This window comes from Serratia sp. ME47 (assembly GCF_903970925.1).
Taxonomy (GTDB): domain Bacteria; phylum Pseudomonadota; class Gammaproteobacteria; order Enterobacterales; family Enterobacteriaceae; genus Serratia; species Serratia ureilytica.
The window spans coordinates 19,247-35,410 of record NZ_CAJCKE010000012.1 but is presented as its reverse complement, the minus strand read 5'-3'; the positions used below and the strand labels follow the sequence as shown (position 1 = coordinate 35,410).

Sequence of the window (16,164 nt, the reverse complement as noted above, 5' to 3'; positions counted from 1 at the left end):
GTATCCCGGCCTACATCACATTGCTTTTATTCAGGTTCGGCGCGCCGAACCCCTGCACTCGTTACTTGGCGAGCCGCACCAGCTCCGCCGCCACGCGCTCGGTGGCGTCCGGAATGGCGACCGCGCGCGCTTTCTCGGCCATGGCCAGCAGCGTCTTGCGATCCCAGCTCGCCAGCAGTTCGGCCACCACATCGGCGTTGAACTGCGGCTGTTCGATAATCTTCGCCGCGCCGGCTTCTTCCAGCGGGCGTGCGTTCCAGTACTGTTGACGATCCTTGTGCATGAACGGCACGAAAATCGCCGGCAGCCCCGCCGCCGCGATTTCGCTGACGGTCAACGCGCCGGAGCGGCAGACCACCACGTCGGCCCAGGCATAGGCGGCGGCCATGTCGTCGATGAACTCGGTCACCTTGTGCTGCGTCTGCCCTACCCTCTCGTAGTCGCGCAGCACCGTTTCCAGCGCGCCCTTGCCAACCTGATGCCAGAGCGTAATTCTATCGCCCAAACGCGCCGCGACTTCAGGAACTGTCTGATTCAGCACGCGGGCGCCCTGACTTCCGCCAATCACCAGCACGCGGATCGGGCCTTCGCGCCCTTGCAACCGCTCCGCCGGCAACGGCAGCGCCAACACGTCGGTGCGCACCGGGTTGCCCACCACCTCGGCGTTCGGGAACGCGCCGGGGAAGGCCTGCATCACTTTGGCGGCGATGCGCGCCAGCCAGCGGTTGGTCAAGCCGGCAATGCCGTTCTGCTCGTGCAGCACCACCGGGATGCCGCACTGCCAGGCCGCCAGGCCGCCGGGGCCGGAAACGTAACCGCCCATCCCCAGCACCACATCCGGCTGATAACTGCGCATGATGGCTTTCGCCTGCCGCACCGCCTGCCAGATCCGCAGCGGCGCCGTCAACTGGGCCTTCAGGCCCTTGCCGCGCAGGCCAGAGATGCGGATAAAATCAATCTCGATCCCGTGCTTCGGCACCAGATCGGCTTCCATTCGGTCTGCGGTTCCGAGCCAGCGCACCTGCCAGCCCTGCGCCATCAGATGATGCGCGACCGCCAGCCCCGGGAACACGTGCCCGCCGGTACCGCCTGCCATCACCATTAAACGCTTAGGTTTCCCGCTCATCCCTTACCTCTTCACAAACGCCTGAGCCTTGGTCAGGCGCGTTTCATAATCAATTCGCAGCAACAGCACGATCGCCGTCGACATAATCAGCAAGCTCGAGCCGCCGTAACTGATCAGCGGCAGCGTCAGACCTTTGGTCGGCAGCATGCCCGCGGCGGCGCCGACGTTAACCAGCGCCTGGAAGCTGAACCACACGCCGATCGCGCAGGCCAGGAAGCCGGAGAAGCGTTGGTCGATCTCCAGCGCGCGGCGCCCGATGGACATCGCGCGAAAAGCGACGAAGAATACCATTAACAGGGCTAAAACCACACCGATATAGCCCAGTTCTTCACCCAAAATGGAGAAGATGAAGTCGGTGTGCGCTTCCGGCAAATACTCCAGTTTCTGCACCGAGTTGCCGAGCCCCTGCCCCCAGAACTCGCCGCGGCCGAATGCCATCAGCGACTGGGTCAACTGGTAGCCGCTGCCGAACGGGTCGGCCCACGGGTTCCAGAACGAGGTCACGCGGCGCATACGGTACGGTTCCGCGATAATCAGCAGCACCACGGCGAACACGCCGGAGCCGATGATCGCCAGGAACTGCCACATTTTCGCGCCGGCCAGGAACAGCATCGCCAGCGTGGTGATGAACAGCACCACCACGGTGCCGAGATCCGGCTGCGCCAGCAGCAGCACCGCCAGCACCACCATGACGCCCATCGGCTTACAGAAGCCCCAGAAGTTGCTGCGCACCTCTTCCACCTTGCGCACCAGATAGCTCGCCAGGTAGCAGAACAGCGACAGCTTGGACAGCTCCGCCGGCTGAATACGCAGCGGGCCGAGCGCGATCCAGCGCGAGGCCCCGTTCACCGAGCTCCCCACCACCAGGACGATCAGCAGCATCACGATCGACATCAGCAGCATCACGTTGCTGTAGCGCTGCCAAACTTCCATCGGGATGCGCAGCGTCACCAGCGACAGGCCGAACGCCAGGCCGAGGTACAACGCATCGCGTTTGGCGAACAGGAACGGATCGTCCGCCAGGCGTTGGCCGATCGGCATCGACGCCGAGGTCACCATCACGAAGCCGATAATCGCCAACCCGAAGGTCAGCCACAGCAGGGTGCGATCGTACAGCACCATGTTGACCGCGTCGTTGTCGCGCGCGCCGGTCACCCAGTCTTTCAGCCGTTCTGTCAGCCCGAAGTTCGGCAAGCGTAGTTTCATCCGCCAAGCTCCTGCGCCAGGCGGGCGAACTCATCGCCGCGCACTTCAAAATTACGGAACTGATCGAGACTGGCGCAGGCCGGCGACAACAGCACCATATCGCCGGGCTGTACGCGGCCGGCGATGGTGCGCATCGCCTGCTCCATGGTCTCGGTCAGCGTCGCCACTTCCGGCCGCAGCTGCGCCAGCTGGGCACCGTCGCGGCCAAAGCAATACAGCCGCACGTTGTCGCCCTGCAGATAGCGCGCCAGCGGCGAGAAATCGGCGGACTTGCCGTCGCCGCCCAGCAGCAGATGCAGCGTGCCGTCCACCTGCAGGCCGTTCAGTGCCGCTTCGGTGCTGCCGACGTTGGTGGCTTTGGAATCGTTGATCCAACGCACGCCGTTGTTCTCCCAGGCCAGCTGGAAGCGGTGCGCCAGGCCGGTGAAGGTGGTCAACGCCTTCAGGCTGGAGGCTCGCGGGATATTGACCGCATCCGCCAACGCCAGCGCCGCCAGGGCGTTGGTGTAGTTGTGGCGGCCGGTCAGCTTCATCTCGCGCGTGTTCAGCACCTTCTCACCGCGCACCCGCAGCCAGGTTTCGCCCTGCTGACGGTTCAGGTGATAGTCGCCCACGTCCGCCCCGAAGCTGACGCAACGTTCGTCGGCGCCGCGCACCGGCATGGTCAGCGCATCGTCCGCGTTCACCACGCACACCGCGGCGTTTTCATACACGCGCAGCTTGGCGCCGCGATACTGCTGCAGGCCAAACGGATAGCGGTCCATATGATCTTCGGTCACGTTCAGGATGGTCGCCGCCGCCGCCCGCAGGCTATGCGTCGTTTCCAACTGGAAACTGGACAGCTCCAGCACATAAAGCTGACATTCCTGGCGCAACAGGCTCAGCGCCGGCAGGCCGATATTGCCGCCCACGCCCACCGCCCAACCGGCGGCTTTCGCCATCTCGCCCACCAGGGTGGTGACGGTGCTCTTGCCGTTGGAGCCGGTAATCGCCACGATCGGCGCCTGCGCCTCGCGGCAGAACAGTTCGACGTCGCCGACGATTTCCACGCCGGCGTCAGCCGCGGCGCTCAATGCCGGGGTCGCCAGCGCGACGCCCGGGCTGGCGACGATCAGATCCGCCGCCAGCAGCCAGTCCTGGTTCAAATCGCCCAGATGGCGCTCCACGCTTTCAGGCAGTTTGTCCAACCCTGGCGGCGCGATACGGGTATCCATCACGCGCGGCGTCACGCCGCGCGCCATGAAGAAATCGACACAGGACAGGCCGGTGAGGCCCAACCCGATGATGACGACTTTTCTACCCTGATAGTCTGCCATGATTAACGCACCTTCAGCGTTGCCAGGCCAATCAGCACCAGCATCAGCGAAATGATCCAGAAGCGCACGATCACGCGCGGCTCCGGCCAGCCTTTCAATTCATAGTGGTGGTGAATCGGCGCCATGCGGAAAATGCGTTGTCCGCGCAGCTTGAACGATCCCACCTGCAGGATCACCGACAGCGTCTCTACCACGAATACGCCGCCCATGATCACCAACAAAAACTCCTGGCGCAGCAGCACCGCGATGGTGCCCAGCGCGCCGCCCAGCGCCAGCGAACCGACGTCGCCCATAAACACCTGCGCCGGGTAGGTGTTGAACCACAGGAAGCCGAGGCCGGCGCCGACGATGGCGGTGCAGACGATCACCAACTCACCGGCATGACGCAGATACGGAATATGCAGGTAGTTGGCGAAGTTCATGTTACCGGTCGCCCAGGCCACCAGCGCGAAACCGGCCGCCACGAATACCGTCGGCATAATCGCCAGGCCGTCCAGACCGTCGGTCAGGTTGACCGCGTTGCTGGTGCCGACGATGACGAAATAGGCCAGCAGGATGTACAGCAAGCCCAACTGCGGCATCACGTCCTTAAAGAACGGCACAACCAGCTCGGTGGCTGGCGTGTCTTTTCCTACGGCGTACATGGCGAATGCGACAATCAGCGCAATCACCGACTGCCAGAAATACTTCCAGCGGGCGATCAGCCCTTTGGTGTCCTTACGCACCACCTTGCGGTAGTCATCGACGAAACCGACGATGCCGTAACCCACCAGCACAAACAGCACGCACCAGACATACGGGTTGGACGGGTAGGCCCACATCAGCACCGAAATGGTGATGGAGGTCAGGATCATGATGCCGCCCATGGTCGGCGTGCCGCGCTTGCTGAAGTGCGACTCGGGGCCGTCGTTACGCACCACCTGGCCGAAGGACATTTCTTGCAGACGCTTGATCACCCGCGGGCCCATCCACAGCGACAGGAACAGCGCGGTCAGCAGGCTGACAATGGCTCGGAACGTCAGATAAGAAAAGACGTTGAAGCCTGAGTAATACTTGACCAAATGCTCGGCCAGCCAAACTAACATGGTGCTTTCTCCTGTAACGCGCGTACTACCTGCTCCATTGCGGCACTACGTGAACCTTTGATTAACACGGTGATGACCGCATGTTCCGACAGTAATTCCGCCACGCGCGCGATCACTGCTGTCTTGTCCTGATAATGTTCGCCGTTGCCGGAAGCCTCGCTCAGCACGCGGCTCAACCCGCCGACGCTGATCACTTTATCGACCCCGGCCTGGCGGGCGGCTTCACCCACCTGACGGTGGCACTCTTCCGCTTCTGCGCCCAGCTCGGCCATATCGCCGACCACCATCACGCGGTAGCCCGGCATCTCCGCCAGCACCTGCGCCGCCGCAGTCATCGACCCGACGTTGGCGTTGTAGCTGTCGTCCAGCAGCAGCTTGCCTTCGGCCAGCGCCACCGGGAACAAACGCCCCGGCACCGCCTGCAGTTGTTTCAACCCCTGACGCACCGCTTCGAGGGTGGCGCCCACCGACATCGCCAGCGCCGTGGCCGCCAACGCGTTGGCCACGTTGTGGCGCCCCGGCAGCGGCAGCGCGATCTCGGCGGTGCCGAACGGGCTGTGCAGCGAAAACTGCGTGCCTGCGCCGTTCACCCGCACGTCGTGCGCGAAGAAGTCCACGCCTTCGGCCGCCTGCGGCGAGAAGCGCCAGACGGTTTTGCCGCCCAGCATGCTCTGCCAGTGCGGCCAGTCGTTGTTATCGGCGTTGATGATCGCCACGCCGTCGGCCGGCAGGCCGGTAAAGATTTCACCTTTCGCCTGGGCGACGCCGGCCAGCGATCCGAAGCCTTCCAGGTGCGCCGCCGCCAGGTTGTTCACCAAAGCGGTCTGCGGACGCGTCAATGCGGTGGTGTAAGCAATTTCGCCAATGTGGTTAGCGCCCAGCTCTATCACGGCAAAATCATGCTGCGGCTCCAGACGCAACAGCGTCAACGGCACGCCGATGTCGTTATTGAAGTTGCCGGCGGTATACAGCACTTCGCCGCATTCACGCAGAATGGCGGCGGTCATTTCTTTCACCGATGTCTTGCCCGAGGAGCCGGTCAGCGCCACCACGCGCGCCGGCACCTGCTGACGCACCCAGGCGCCAAGCTGCCCCAGCGCCAGACGAGTGTCTTTCACCACCAGCTGCGGCACGTCCACCAATAAGCGCTTACTGACCAGCAACGCCCCGGCGCCTGCGGCTACGGCATCCGCCGCAAAGTCGTGAGCGTCGAAACGCTCGCCTTTCAGCGCCACAAACAGGCAACCGACGGTCACCTTGCGGGTGTCTGTCGTCACCTCGACAATTTGGCAATCGGCGCCGATAGATTCAGCGCTCAATACCTCAGCCAGTGTCTGAAGAGAGACAGGGATCATGCCAGCACCCCCAGCAGTCGGGCGACCGTCGTGCGGTCGGAGTAATCCAGGCGGCGGTTGCCCACCAGCTGATAATCTTCGTGGCCTTTGCCCGCCACCAACACCACATCCTGCTCCTGCGCCTGCATGATGGCGCTGGTCACCGCTTCGGCGCGGCCGTGGATCACCAGCGCCTGCCCGGCATCCAGTAATCCGGTCAGGATATCGTTGATAATCGCGCGCGGCTCTTCGGTACGCGGGTTGTCATCGGTGATCACCACGCGATCGGCGAACTGCTCAGCGATGCCGCCCATCAGCGGACGCTTGCCCTTGTCGCGATCGCCGCCGCAGCCGAAGACGCACCACAGCTGCCCCTGGCAGTGCAGGCGCGCCGCTTCCAGCGCTTTCTCCAGCGCATCCGGCGTGTGGGCGTAATCCACCACGACCGTCGGTTTGCCCGGCGCGTTAAACACTTCCATGCGGCCGCAGACCGGCTGCAGACGGTTGCCGGTTTCCACCAGCGCCTCCAGCGGGTAGCCCAGCGACAGCAGCGTCGCCAATGCCAACAGCAGGTTGCTGACGTTGAAAGCGCCCATCAGGCGGCTTTCGATCTCGCCGTCGCCCCAGCTGGAGCTGAACCGAACCGTGGCGCCGTTATCGTGATAATCGACCGCCGTGGTTTTCAGCCAGCGGCCGTGGCAGCCCGGCTGCAGGTTGCCCTGCATCGTCACCGCCACCGCATCCGGCAGCTTGCTCAGCCAGCGCTGGCCGACTTCATCGTCGGCGTTGATGATCGCCTGCCCCACATTGTGGGCGGCGAACAGCGACCATTTGGCCGCCTCGTAATTGGCCATGTCACCGTGGTAATCCAGGTGATCGCGGCTCAGGTTGGTGAAGACCGCGGCAGCGAACGGCAGCGCCGCCACCCGGTGTTGCACCAAACCGTGGGATGAGACTTCCATCGCGGCGAAGGTCGCGCCCTGTTCCGCCAAGTCGTTTAATACGTGTTGAACATCCACCGCAGAACCGGTGGTATTCTCGGTCGGGCAGACCTGACCCAGCAGACCGTTGCCGACGGTGCCCATCACCGCGCTGGTTTCGCCCAGCAGTTGGCTCCACTGCGCCAACAACTGCGTGGTGGTGGTTTTGCCGTTGGTGCCGGTCACGCCGACCAGGCGCAGACGCTCGCCCGGCTGATGGTAAAAACGCCCGGCCAGCGCGGAAAGGCGCTGGTTCAGTTGGCTCAGGTAGATCACCGGCACGCCGTGCATCTCAACGATGGTGCCGTCTTCGGCCTGACCGTCAGCTTCGGCGATCACGGCGGCGACGCCCTGCGCGATGGCCTGCGGAATATAGCGGCGTCCATCCGTTTGATGGCCGACCACGGCGACAAACAGATCCCCGGCAGCCGCAACACGGCTGTCTAATGTCATTTCCCGCAGCGCGCGCCCGGGCGCCGTCGGCACCCACGGGGCGAGTAAGTCGCGCAAATTACGATCTGCCACCTGAACCCTCTTTCTTGTTAATCACTAATTCGCTTTTGTCACCGGTAGGCAACGCGTCAGGCTCGACGTTCATGGTGCGCAATACGCCGCCCATGATGGCGCCGAACACCGGCGCGGAGATTGCGCCACCATAGTATTTCCCACCCTGCGGGTCGTTGATGACGACCACCAGGGCAAAACGGGGGTTACTTGCCGGCGCGACGCCGGCGGTATAAGCGATGTATCGGTTGACGTATTTGCCGTCCGGGCCCACTTTTTTCGCGGTACCGGTTTTGATGGCGATACGGTATCCCTTGATGGCGGCTTTCACGCCGCCGCCGCCCGGCAAGGCCACGCTTTCCATCATGTGCACCACGGTGCGCACCAGAGGTTCAGGGAAAACGCGTTCGCCGGCGACCGGAGGGTCAACCTTGGTGATCGACAATGGGCGATACACGCCCAGACTGCCGATCGTTGCATAGACTCGCGCCAACTGTAACGGAGTTACCATCAGCCCGTAGCCGAAAGAGAAGGTGGCCCTCTCTATGTCAGACCACCGTTGTTTTTTTGGGTATATGCCACTGCTTTCTCCGACCAGCCCCAAATTGGTCGCTTTTCCCAGCCCAAAACGAGAGTAAGTATCTACTAACGCTGAGGACGGCATCGCTAACGCCAGCTTTGAAACACCGACGTTACTCGACTTCTGCAAGATCCCGGTCAATGACAGCTCCGAGTACCGCGCCACGTCTTTGATCTCGTGGCCCTGAATGCGGTACGGGATGGTGTTCAGCACGCTGTTTTCTCTCACCACGCCGTTTTGCAGCGCGGTCATCACCACCATTGGCTTCACGGTTGAACCGGGTTCAAAAATATCGGTGATAGCACGGTTACGCATGGTTTCTTTCGGCGTACCGGCCATGTTGTTCGGGTTGTAAGACGGGCTGTTGGCCATCGCCAGCACTTCGCCGGTGTTCACGTCGATCAACACCGCAGTGCCCGATTCGGCCTTGTTGAACGCCACGGCGTTGTTCAGCTCGCGATACACCAGCGCCTGCAGTCGCTCATCGACGCTCAGCACCAGGTTATGCGCCGCCTGGCTATCGACGGAGGAGATATCTTCAATCACTCGGCCGAAGCGGTCCTTGCGCACCGTTCTCTCGCCCGGTTGCCCGGTCAGCCAGCGATCGAAGCTCTTCTCGACGCCTTCGATGCCTTGCCCGTCGATGTTGGTCACGCCGATGATGTGCGACGTCACCTGCCCCGCCGGGTAGTAACGGCGCGACTCCTGCCGCAGGTAGATCCCCGGCAGCTTGAGTTTGTGGATGTAATCGCCGATCGCCGGGTTAACCTGGCGCGCCAGATAAACGAAGCGCCCTTTCGGGTTGGCGTTGATGCGGTTGGAGAGTTGGTCCAGCGGGATGTTGAGCGCATCGGAAAGCGCTTTCCAACGGCTGTCCAGCGTGATGCCGCCGCGTTCGTTCAGCTCTTTCGGATCGGCCCACACCGCATTCACCGGCACGCTGACCGCCAACGGGCGGCCGGCGCGATCGCTGATCATGCCGCGCGCGGTCGGCACTTCCTGCACGCGCAGCGAACGCATGTCGCCTTCTTTCACCAGACGATCGGGGTTGATGACCTGCAGGTACGCGACGCGCAGCATCAGGCCAACCATCGCCAGCAAAATGCAGCCGCACAGCAACGCAAAACGCCAGCTGACAAAGCTGGCCTGATCTTCCTGGCGTCTCAACTTACCGGGGCGCGCTGCTTTCATGCGTTTCCTTTCTACTCCGTGTCATTATTCCGGTTAAACCATTCATTGTTTAACGATGATATTTTCCTGCGATGGATCAACGTGTTGCATCTGCAGTTTTTCTGTCGCGATACGTTCAACCCGGCTGTGATCGCCGAGGGCGTTCTCTTCTAAAATCAGGTTGCGCCACTCGATATCCAGCGCATCGCGCTCCAGAACCAGCTGCTCGCGTTCGGCGGTCAGCAGGCGGGTGCGGTGCGCGGTGGTCACCACGAAAATCGCGGAGACCAGTGACGCAATCAGTAAAATCATGGGGATCTTGGCGTTGCGCAGCAGATCGCCGCCAATCACCCCGACCAGGCCGTGACGTTCGTTGCCAATCACGCGGGCATCCTCTCAGCAATGCGCAGCACCGAGCTGCGCGCACGCGGGTTGTCCGCCACTTCCGCTTCCGACGGCATCATTTTGCCCAGCGCTTTCAGCGTTCGCCCGCCCATGCCGCGCAGTTGCTCCTCGGTCAACGGAATGCCCGCCGGCACCTGGGCGCCGCGGCTGTGGTGTCGCATAAAGCGTTTGACGATGCGGTCTTCCAGCGAATGGAAGCTGATGATCGACAAACGGCCCTGCGGGGCCAGCACTTCCAGCGCGCCGTCGAGCGCACGCTCGATCTCTTCCAGCTCGCTGTTGATATAAATGCGGATCGCCTGGAAGCTGCGCGTCGCCGGATGCTTGTGCTTTTCACGGAACGGGCTGGCATCGGCGATCAGATCCGCCAGCTCTTTGGTGCGCGTCATCGGCTCCACGCGGTTTCTTTCGACGATGGCGCGCGCGATGCGCTTGGCGAAACGCTCTTCGCCGAAGGTTTTCAGCACCCAGGCGATGTCGTCCGCTTCGGCCTTCATCAGCCACTCTGCGGCAGACAGGCCGGTGGACGGATCCATGCGCATGTCCAGCGGGCCGTCGCGCATAAAGGAGAACCCGCGCTCCGCGTCGTCAAGCTGCGGCGAGGAAACGCCCAGATCGAGCAGAACGCCGTCGATCTTGCCCACCAGCTCGCGCTCCCGCACATAGTGCGACAACTCGGAAAATGGGCCGTGTACGATGGTAAAACGAGGATCTTCAATAGATTTGGCGGCTGCAATCGCCTGAGGGTCACGGTCAATTGCCAGCAAGCGCCCTTCCGGCCCCAGTTGGGACAGAATCAGACGAGAATGGCCACCGCGACCAAAAGTACCGTCGATATATATGCCGTTGCTGCGGATATTGAGGCCGTTGACGGCTTCGTCCAGCAGGACGGTGGTGTGTTTATAGTTTTCCAACATGCTTATAGCGACAAGTCCTGTAGCCGCTCAGACAACGGTTCCTGAGTCGACTGTTCAGCGTCAATATCATCCTTGACTTGTTGATACCAGGTCTGTTCATCCCACAGTTCAAACTTGTTGAACTGACCGACCAGCATCACTTCTTTCGTGAGCCCGGCGTGTTGCCGCAGCGTACTGGCTAACAGCAAACGACCGGCACTATCCATCTGACACTCACTGGCATGTCCCAACAGCAGGCGCTGAACGCGGCGCTCGGCGGGATTCATGCTCGACAGACGTGATAATTTTTGTTCAATAATTTCCCATTCGGGCAAAGGATAAAGCAGCAGGCAGGGCTGATGGAGGTCAATGGTACAGACCATTTGGCCTTGCGATTCCTCGTTGAGCAATTCCCGATATCGGGTAGGTACGGCGAGCCGCCCTTTGCTGTCGAGGTTGACCATCGTCGCTCCACGGAACATTCCTGAGCTACCCCTTAGTGACCGTTTTCACCACTTTACCCCACAAATTCCCACACAATGGAGTTTACGGAGGGTATGAAAACCTTGTCAAGCCAGAGCGCCAGCGCTTTGGCAATATTTCTCTGGTCATTTTGGGAGCTGACTCGCGAAAGAAACTCTGATTATTCGACGATTAAAAATTAACACCATGATAAACGGAGAGAATTTTCTAGGCGGAAAGAATCTGATTAAAAACCTGACGAACTGGCGATTAATTAACTCATTACTTCCTTCTGCAAGCCATGTCTCATTTTTCAGCTCGGCAATCTCAGGGCTGTAACCGCTGCCGCCCCGCGCGCGCCAAGGCTCGGCGCCTGACGAGTCGACCGCAGAATAAGGCTATAACTCCTTGAGTTAATAACGCTCAATCGTTATTCACCGTGAAACTGCGCGCTATTTTACTTCAATTTGCACCGCCATGATGAGAGCACGGCGAAAATAAATGGCTCGGATATTACGAGCAGAAGTAATTTCGATTTAAATCAATTTGGTAAGATTATTCCCAAAACACCTGTTTACAATTATGGTTTCATTTTCTTACACCTTTATTTCCACAATTTTTGCCGGAAAAATCCCCCCGCGGACACAAAAAATCGCAACAGCATGTTTTTAATAGATTTATTTAAAAACACCGATTTTAATCTCTCCATCCCTTCCTGCGCCCCGGCCCTGCGGGACAAAAACCGAACAAATGTTAAAAATAAAAATATAAACCTAGTTAAAAAACACAAATCAGATCAGTAAACTATATAAAAAGCAAAAAACCAGAATTAACAACCACAAATTATAAAATTAACAGCATATTAACACAAAAGGAGAGATACATGCTTTCGCCCGCCGCACACTGGCGCAGCGCCGCTGCCGATACGTTTGCACTGGTGGTGTACTGCTTTATCGCCGGTATGGCGATTGAAGTGTTAATCTCCGGCATGAGCTTCAAGCAATCCCTCTCTTCACGCCTGTTGTCGATCCCGGTCAACATTCTGATCGCCTGGCCTTATGGCCGCTATCGCGATCTGTTTATCCGCACGGCGCGCCGTTGCCCGCACGGCCAGTTCCTACTGCGCAATCTCGCCGATCTGCTGGCCTATGTCAGCTTCCAGTCGCCGGTTTATGCTGCAATTTTATGGAGCGTGGGCGCTGACGGCCAACAAATGCTGGCGGCGGTAACCAGCAATGCGCTGGTCTCCATGGCGATGGGCGTGGTGTATGGTTACTTCCTGGAGTACTGCCGGCGGCTGTTTCGGGTGGCAGGTTACGTCTAAAGGAGCCCGCCAACGCGGGCCCCTGTCAGCCAAACTACTTGCGGCTGAGACTGCCGCGGCGGAACAGATTGCGGCGAATGCGCGTCAGCCCCGGCTTGGGTTTACGCGGTTCGTCCAGGCTGGCCAACACCAGTTCCAGCACGCGCTCGGCCACGTCGCGATGGCGCTGCGCAACCGCCAATACCGGGCACTCAAGGAAATCCAACAGTTCATGATCGCCGAAGGTGGCGATCGCCAGATCGGTCGGCAAGCGGCCGCGTTGCTTCAGCGTCACGTCCATCACGCCCTGCAATAAAGAGAACGACGTGGTAAACAGCGCCTGCGGCATCGGGTGCGTTTTCAACCATTCGGCAAACAGCGCGCCGGCGGCTTCGCGTTCGTAGCTGTTGGCGTACAGGTAATCGACGTGGCGGGGATCCTCTTGCCAGGCCTGGCGGAAGCCCTGCTCACGCAGGAAGCTGACCGAAAGCTCCGGCAAGGCGCCCAGGTACAGCACCGACTCCGCCGGGAAGGTGCGCAGCTCCTGCGCCAACGCAAAAGCGTCTTCCTGATCGGCGCCCACAACGCTGATGAAATGCTCGCGATCCAGCGCGCGATCCAGCGCGATGATCGGCAGCGGATCGTTGGCCCAGCGTTGATAGAAAGGATGCTCCGGCGGCAAGGCGGTGGAGACGATGATGGCGTCCACCTGACGCTGCAGCAGGTGCTCAATGCAGCGCATTTCGTTGTCCGGCTGATCTTCGGAACAGGCGATCAGCAATTGGTAGCCACGCTGGCGCGCCTGGCGCTCCAGGTAGTTGGCGATGCGGGTATAGCTGGTATTTTCCAGATCCGGGATCACCAGGCCGATAGAACGGGTGCGCCCGGCGCGCAGCCCCGCCGCGACGGCATTCGGGTGATAGTTATGCTCCCTGACCACGGCCATCACTTTCTCGACGGTTTTATCGCTGACACGATACTGCTTCGCCTTGCCGTTGATGACATAACTGGCCGTCGTGCGCGAAACGCCCGCGAGACGCGCGATTTCATCCAGTTTCACATTAACCCCTTAATGACGCTGAAAATAGAAGTGAAGGCTGTGCTCGGATTAACCATGGCATCCCGTGCGGTTATTCAATCCAGCCTCTGCGATCTAACAGCAGAAAACACTACCTAGCAACCGCTTTTGCCGAAAGGTGCCGGCAATCGGGCAAAAAAGGCCGAAAAACAAAGGGCGCAGCCACGCCGCGCCCCCAATTATTCGCCGCCAGACCGCGCTCAGCGCATGATTTTGTCGCCGCGCGACACGCCGACCACGCCGGAACGCGCCACTTCCACAATCTCCGCCACTTCACGCACCGCGCTCAGGAAGGCGTCCAGTTTGTCGCTGGTGCCGGCCAGCTGCACTGTATACAGCGTCGCCGTCACATCGACGATCTGGCCGCGGAAAATATCGGCGCAGCGTTTCACCTCTTCACGGCCGTAGCCGCTGGCCTGCAGCTTCACCAGCATGATCTCGCGTTCAACGTGAGCGCCCTGCACCAGCTCGCTGACGCGCAACACGTCCACCAGCTTGTGCAACTGCTTCTCAATCTGCTCCAGCACTTTCTCGTCGCCGACGGTCTGGATAGTCATGCGCGACAGCGTCGGATCGTCGGTCGGCGCCACCGTCAGGCTCTCGATATTGTAACCGCGCTGGGAGAACAACCCCACCACGCGCGACAGGGCGCCGGATTCGTTTTCCAGCAAGACAGATAAAATACGGCGCATGATCAGGTCCTCTCCGTTTTGCTAAGCCACATTTCGTCCATGCTTCCGCCGCGGATCTGCATCGGGTAGACATGTTCGGTTTCATCGACGGTCACGTCGACGAACACCAGCCGCTCTTTTTCCGCCAGCGCCTGCGCCAGCTTGCTTTCCAGCTCATCCGGCGTGCGGATGGCGATGCCGACATGGCCGTAAGCCTCGGCCAGCTTGACGAAGTCCGGCAGCGAATCCATGTAAGACTGCGAATGACGGCCGGAATAAATCATGTCCTGCCACTGCTTGACCATGCCCAGATAGCGGTTGTTGAGGTTCACCACCATCACCGGCAGGTTATATTGCAGCGCGGTGGACAGCTCCTGAATATTCATCTGAATGCTGCCGTCGCCGGTCACGCACACCACGGTTTCCTCCGGCAGCGCCAGCTTGACGCCCAATGCCGCCGGCAGGCCGAAGCCCATGGTGCCGAGGCCGCCGGAGTTGATCCAACGGCGCGGTTTGTCGAACGGATAATAGAGCGCGGCGAACATTTGGTGCTGGCCGACGTCCGAGGTCACATAGGCGTCGCCTTTGGTCAGGCGATGCAGGGTTTCAATCACCGCCTGCGGCTTGATGGTGCCGCTGTTTTTGTCGTAGCCCAGGCAGTCGCGGGCGCGCCACTGCTCGATAGACTGCCACCAATCGCGCAGCGCATCGTGATCCTGCGCTTTGTCGTCCTGCGCCAGCAGCTCCAGCATCTGCACCAGCACCTGCCTGGCATCGCCGACGATCGGGATGTCGGCGTCCACCGTTTTGGAGATCGAGGTCGGATCGATATCGATGTGCAGCACGGTGGCGTCCGGGCAGTACTTGGCCAGATTGTTGGTCGTACGATCGTCGAAACGCACGCCGACGGCGAAGATCACGTCGGCATGGTGCATGGTTTTATTAGCTTCATAGGTGCCGTGCATGCCGAGCATGCCGACGCTCTGGCGATGAGTGCCGGGGAAGGCCCCCAACCCCATCAGGCTGCTGGTCACCGGCAGGTTCAGCTGCTCCGCCAACGCCAACAGTTCGGCTTCGCAACCGGCGTTGATCGCGCCGCCGCCGACGTACATAACCGGCTTTTTGGCCGCCAGAACGGTTTGCAGCGCGCGTTTGATTTGCCCGCGGTGTCCCTGCACCGTCGGGTTGTAAGAACGCATGCTCACGTCCTGCGGATAGGCATAAGGCATCCGCACCGCCGGGCCGACGATGTCTTTCGGCAGATCGATCACCACCGGGCCGGGGCGGCCGCTGGAGGCCAGGTAAAAGGCCTTCTTCAACACCGCCGGGATGTCTTCGGTGCGTTTCACCAGGAAGCTGTGTTTCACCACCGGCCGAGAAATCCCCACCATATCGCACTCCTGGAAGGCGTCGTAGCCGATCAGCGAGCTGGGCACCTGCCCCGACAGGACGACCATCGGGATCGAGTCCATATAAGCGGTAGCGATACCGGTAATGGCGTTGGTGGCGCCGGGGCCGGAGGTCACCAGCACCACGCCCACTTCGCCGGTGGCGCGCGCGTAACCGTCGGCCATGTGCACCGCACCTTGCTCGTGGCGCACCAGAATATGATCGATCCCTCCGACCGTATGCAGGGCGTCGTAGATATCGAGCACCGCCCCGCCGGGGTAGCCGAATACATGTTTAACGCCCTGATCGATCAACGATCGGACGACCATCTCGGCTCCTGACAACATCTCCATGGGTTTGCCTCCAGGCTTGCTTATTCTTCTCTGGCGCCGGAACGTAGCGCCTGCTGCGGGGCAATGCCCCTAAATTTTTATGGGTTGTCGCTATCGAATTAACATAACGTCAGAATATGGGGCAGGCAAACGGCAAAATGGCTTAACGACGGCGGGGTTATTGCCAAGCGGCTGGAGATCGCGACTTTATAAAAACAATGCGCTAGCCCCAGGGGCGTCAGGCTAGGCATTGTTTCGAACAGAGGGGAAATTACAGAACTAAATCAGGCGAAGAATATGCCGTTTTTTTCGCCGAACCCGCGGTCC

General features: G+C 60.6%; 14 protein-coding genes. 1 reads left to right on the top strand and 13 read right to left on the bottom strand.

The features are described from left to right. Positions 1–61 precede the first annotated feature (61 nt). Genes murG through mraZ form a run of 10 tightly spaced genes read right to left on the bottom strand, consistent with a single transcriptional unit; the run spans position 62 to position 11,084 of the window. Positions 62–1,126 carry an undecaprenyldiphospho-muramoylpentapeptide beta-N-acetylglucosaminyltransferase gene (gene murG, locus H7A77_RS13550; RefSeq protein WP_004932773.1) on the bottom strand — a complete coding sequence of 355 codons (1,065 nt, stop codon included), beginning with the start codon at positions 1,124–1,126 and terminating at the stop codon, positions 62–64. Positions 1,127–1,129: 3 nt separating this feature from the next. Then, the gene (gene ftsW / locus H7A77_RS13545) at positions 1,130–2,332 is read right to left on the bottom strand and encodes a cell division protein FtsW (RefSeq protein ID WP_015376649.1); all 1,203 of its coding nucleotides are present in this window, start codon (positions 2,330–2,332) and stop codon (positions 1,130–1,132) included. Beyond that, positions 2,329–3,648, bottom strand: coding sequence for a UDP-N-acetylmuramoyl-L-alanine--D-glutamate ligase (gene murD, locus H7A77_RS13540; RefSeq protein WP_033651671.1), 1,320 nt, complete (start codon positions 3,646–3,648; stop codon positions 2,329–2,331). The genes ftsW and murD overlap by 4 nt, the downstream gene beginning before the upstream one ends. Before the next feature lie 2 nt (positions 3,649–3,650). Next, positions 3,651–4,733 carry a phospho-N-acetylmuramoyl-pentapeptide-transferase gene (mraY, locus tag H7A77_RS13535; protein WP_004932782.1) on the bottom strand — a complete coding sequence of 361 codons (1,083 nt, stop codon included), beginning with the start codon at positions 4,731–4,733 and terminating at the stop codon, positions 3,651–3,653. Beyond that, positions 4,727–6,088 (bottom strand): UDP-N-acetylmuramoyl-tripeptide--D-alanyl-D-alanine ligase, encoded by a 1,362-nt coding sequence (gene murF, locus H7A77_RS13530; protein WP_182074306.1) that lies wholly within the window; start codon positions 6,086–6,088, stop codon positions 4,727–4,729. The genes mraY and murF overlap by 7 nt, the downstream gene beginning before the upstream one ends. Then, positions 6,085–7,572: a UDP-N-acetylmuramoyl-L-alanyl-D-glutamate--2,6-diaminopimelate ligase gene (murE, locus tag H7A77_RS13525; RefSeq protein WP_182074305.1), complete on the bottom strand. Its 1,488-nt coding sequence runs from the start codon at positions 7,570–7,572 to the stop codon at positions 6,085–6,087. The genes murF and murE overlap by 4 nt, the downstream gene beginning before the upstream one ends. After that, positions 7,559–9,322, bottom strand: a complete 1,764-nt coding sequence (locus H7A77_RS13520; RefSeq protein WP_004932790.1) for a peptidoglycan glycosyltransferase FtsI — start codon at positions 9,320–9,322, stop codon at positions 7,559–7,561. The genes murE and H7A77_RS13520 overlap by 14 nt, the downstream gene beginning before the upstream one ends. A 42-nt stretch (positions 9,323–9,364) precedes the next feature. Next, positions 9,365–9,685: a cell division protein FtsL gene (ftsL, locus tag H7A77_RS13515; RefSeq protein WP_033651674.1), complete on the bottom strand. Its 321-nt coding sequence runs from the start codon at positions 9,683–9,685 to the stop codon at positions 9,365–9,367. Beyond that, the gene (rsmH, locus tag H7A77_RS13510) at positions 9,682–10,623 is read right to left on the bottom strand and encodes a 16S rRNA (cytosine(1402)-N(4))-methyltransferase RsmH (protein ID WP_004932794.1); all 942 of its coding nucleotides are present in this window, start codon (positions 10,621–10,623) and stop codon (positions 9,682–9,684) included. Before rsmH ends, ftsL begins: the two co-directional genes overlap by 4 nt. A gap of 2 nt (positions 10,624–10,625) precedes the next feature. Next, a complete protein-coding gene (gene mraZ / locus H7A77_RS13505; protein ID WP_004932796.1) occupies positions 10,626–11,084 on the bottom strand; it encodes a division/cell wall cluster transcriptional repressor MraZ in 459 nt (152 codons plus the stop codon). A gap of 863 nt (positions 11,085–11,947) precedes the next feature. On the opposite strand from mraZ, the gene H7A77_RS13500 reads away from it, so the two are divergent. After that, positions 11,948–12,388: an L-alanine exporter AlaE gene (locus tag H7A77_RS13500; protein ID WP_108680168.1), complete on the top strand. Its 441-nt coding sequence runs from the start codon at positions 11,948–11,950 to the stop codon at positions 12,386–12,388. 34 nt (positions 12,389–12,422) lie between these two features. On the opposite strand, the gene cra is transcribed toward H7A77_RS13500, so the two are convergent. The 3 genes from cra to ilvI form a co-directional block, all read right to left on the bottom strand. Continuing rightward, positions 12,423–13,427 carry a catabolite repressor/activator gene (gene cra / locus H7A77_RS13495; RefSeq protein WP_004932801.1) on the bottom strand — a complete coding sequence of 335 codons (1,005 nt, stop codon included), beginning with the start codon at positions 13,425–13,427 and terminating at the stop codon, positions 12,423–12,425. Between the two features lie 218 nt (positions 13,428–13,645). After that, positions 13,646–14,137 (bottom strand): acetolactate synthase small subunit, encoded by a 492-nt coding sequence (ilvN, locus tag H7A77_RS13490; RefSeq protein WP_004932806.1) that lies wholly within the window; start codon positions 14,135–14,137, stop codon positions 13,646–13,648. A 2-nt stretch (positions 14,138–14,139) separates the two neighbouring features. Next, the gene (gene ilvI / locus H7A77_RS13485) at positions 14,140–15,858 is read right to left on the bottom strand and encodes an acetolactate synthase 3 large subunit (RefSeq protein ID WP_182074304.1); all 1,719 of its coding nucleotides are present in this window, start codon (positions 15,856–15,858) and stop codon (positions 14,140–14,142) included. Between the last annotated feature and the right edge of the window lie 306 nt (positions 15,859–16,164).

Coding starts and splice junctions, on each gene's coding strand:
- H7A77_RS13500 (WP_108680168.1), top strand. CDS start 11,948: ATGCTTTCGCCCGCCGCACACTGGCGCAGCGCCGCTGCCGATACGTTT.
- mraZ (WP_004932796.1), bottom strand. CDS start 11,084: ATGTTCCGTGGAGCGACGATGGTCAACCTCGACAGCAAAGGGCGGCTC.
- murD (WP_033651671.1), bottom strand. CDS start 3,648: ATGGCAGACTATCAGGGTAGAAAAGTCGTCATCATCGGGTTGGGCCTC.
- rsmH (WP_004932794.1), bottom strand. CDS start 10,623: ATGTTGGAAAACTATAAACACACCACCGTCCTGCTGGACGAAGCCGTC.
- ilvI (WP_182074304.1), bottom strand. CDS start 15,858: ATGGAGATGTTGTCAGGAGCCGAGATGGTCGTCCGATCGTTGATCGAT.
- murG (WP_004932773.1), bottom strand. CDS start 1,126: ATGAGCGGGAAACCTAAGCGTTTAATGGTGATGGCAGGCGGTACCGGC.
- ilvN (WP_004932806.1), bottom strand. CDS start 14,137: ATGCGCCGTATTTTATCTGTCTTGCTGGAAAACGAATCCGGCGCCCTG.
- murF (WP_182074306.1), bottom strand. CDS start 6,088: ATGATCCCTGTCTCTCTTCAGACACTGGCTGAGGTATTGAGCGCTGAA.
- mraY (WP_004932782.1), bottom strand. CDS start 4,733: ATGTTAGTTTGGCTGGCCGAGCATTTGGTCAAGTATTACTCAGGCTTC.
- ftsW (WP_015376649.1), bottom strand. CDS start 2,332: ATGAAACTACGCTTGCCGAACTTCGGGCTGACAGAACGGCTGAAAGAC.
- H7A77_RS13520 (WP_004932790.1), bottom strand. CDS start 9,322: ATGAAAGCAGCGCGCCCCGGTAAGTTGAGACGCCAGGAAGATCAGGCC.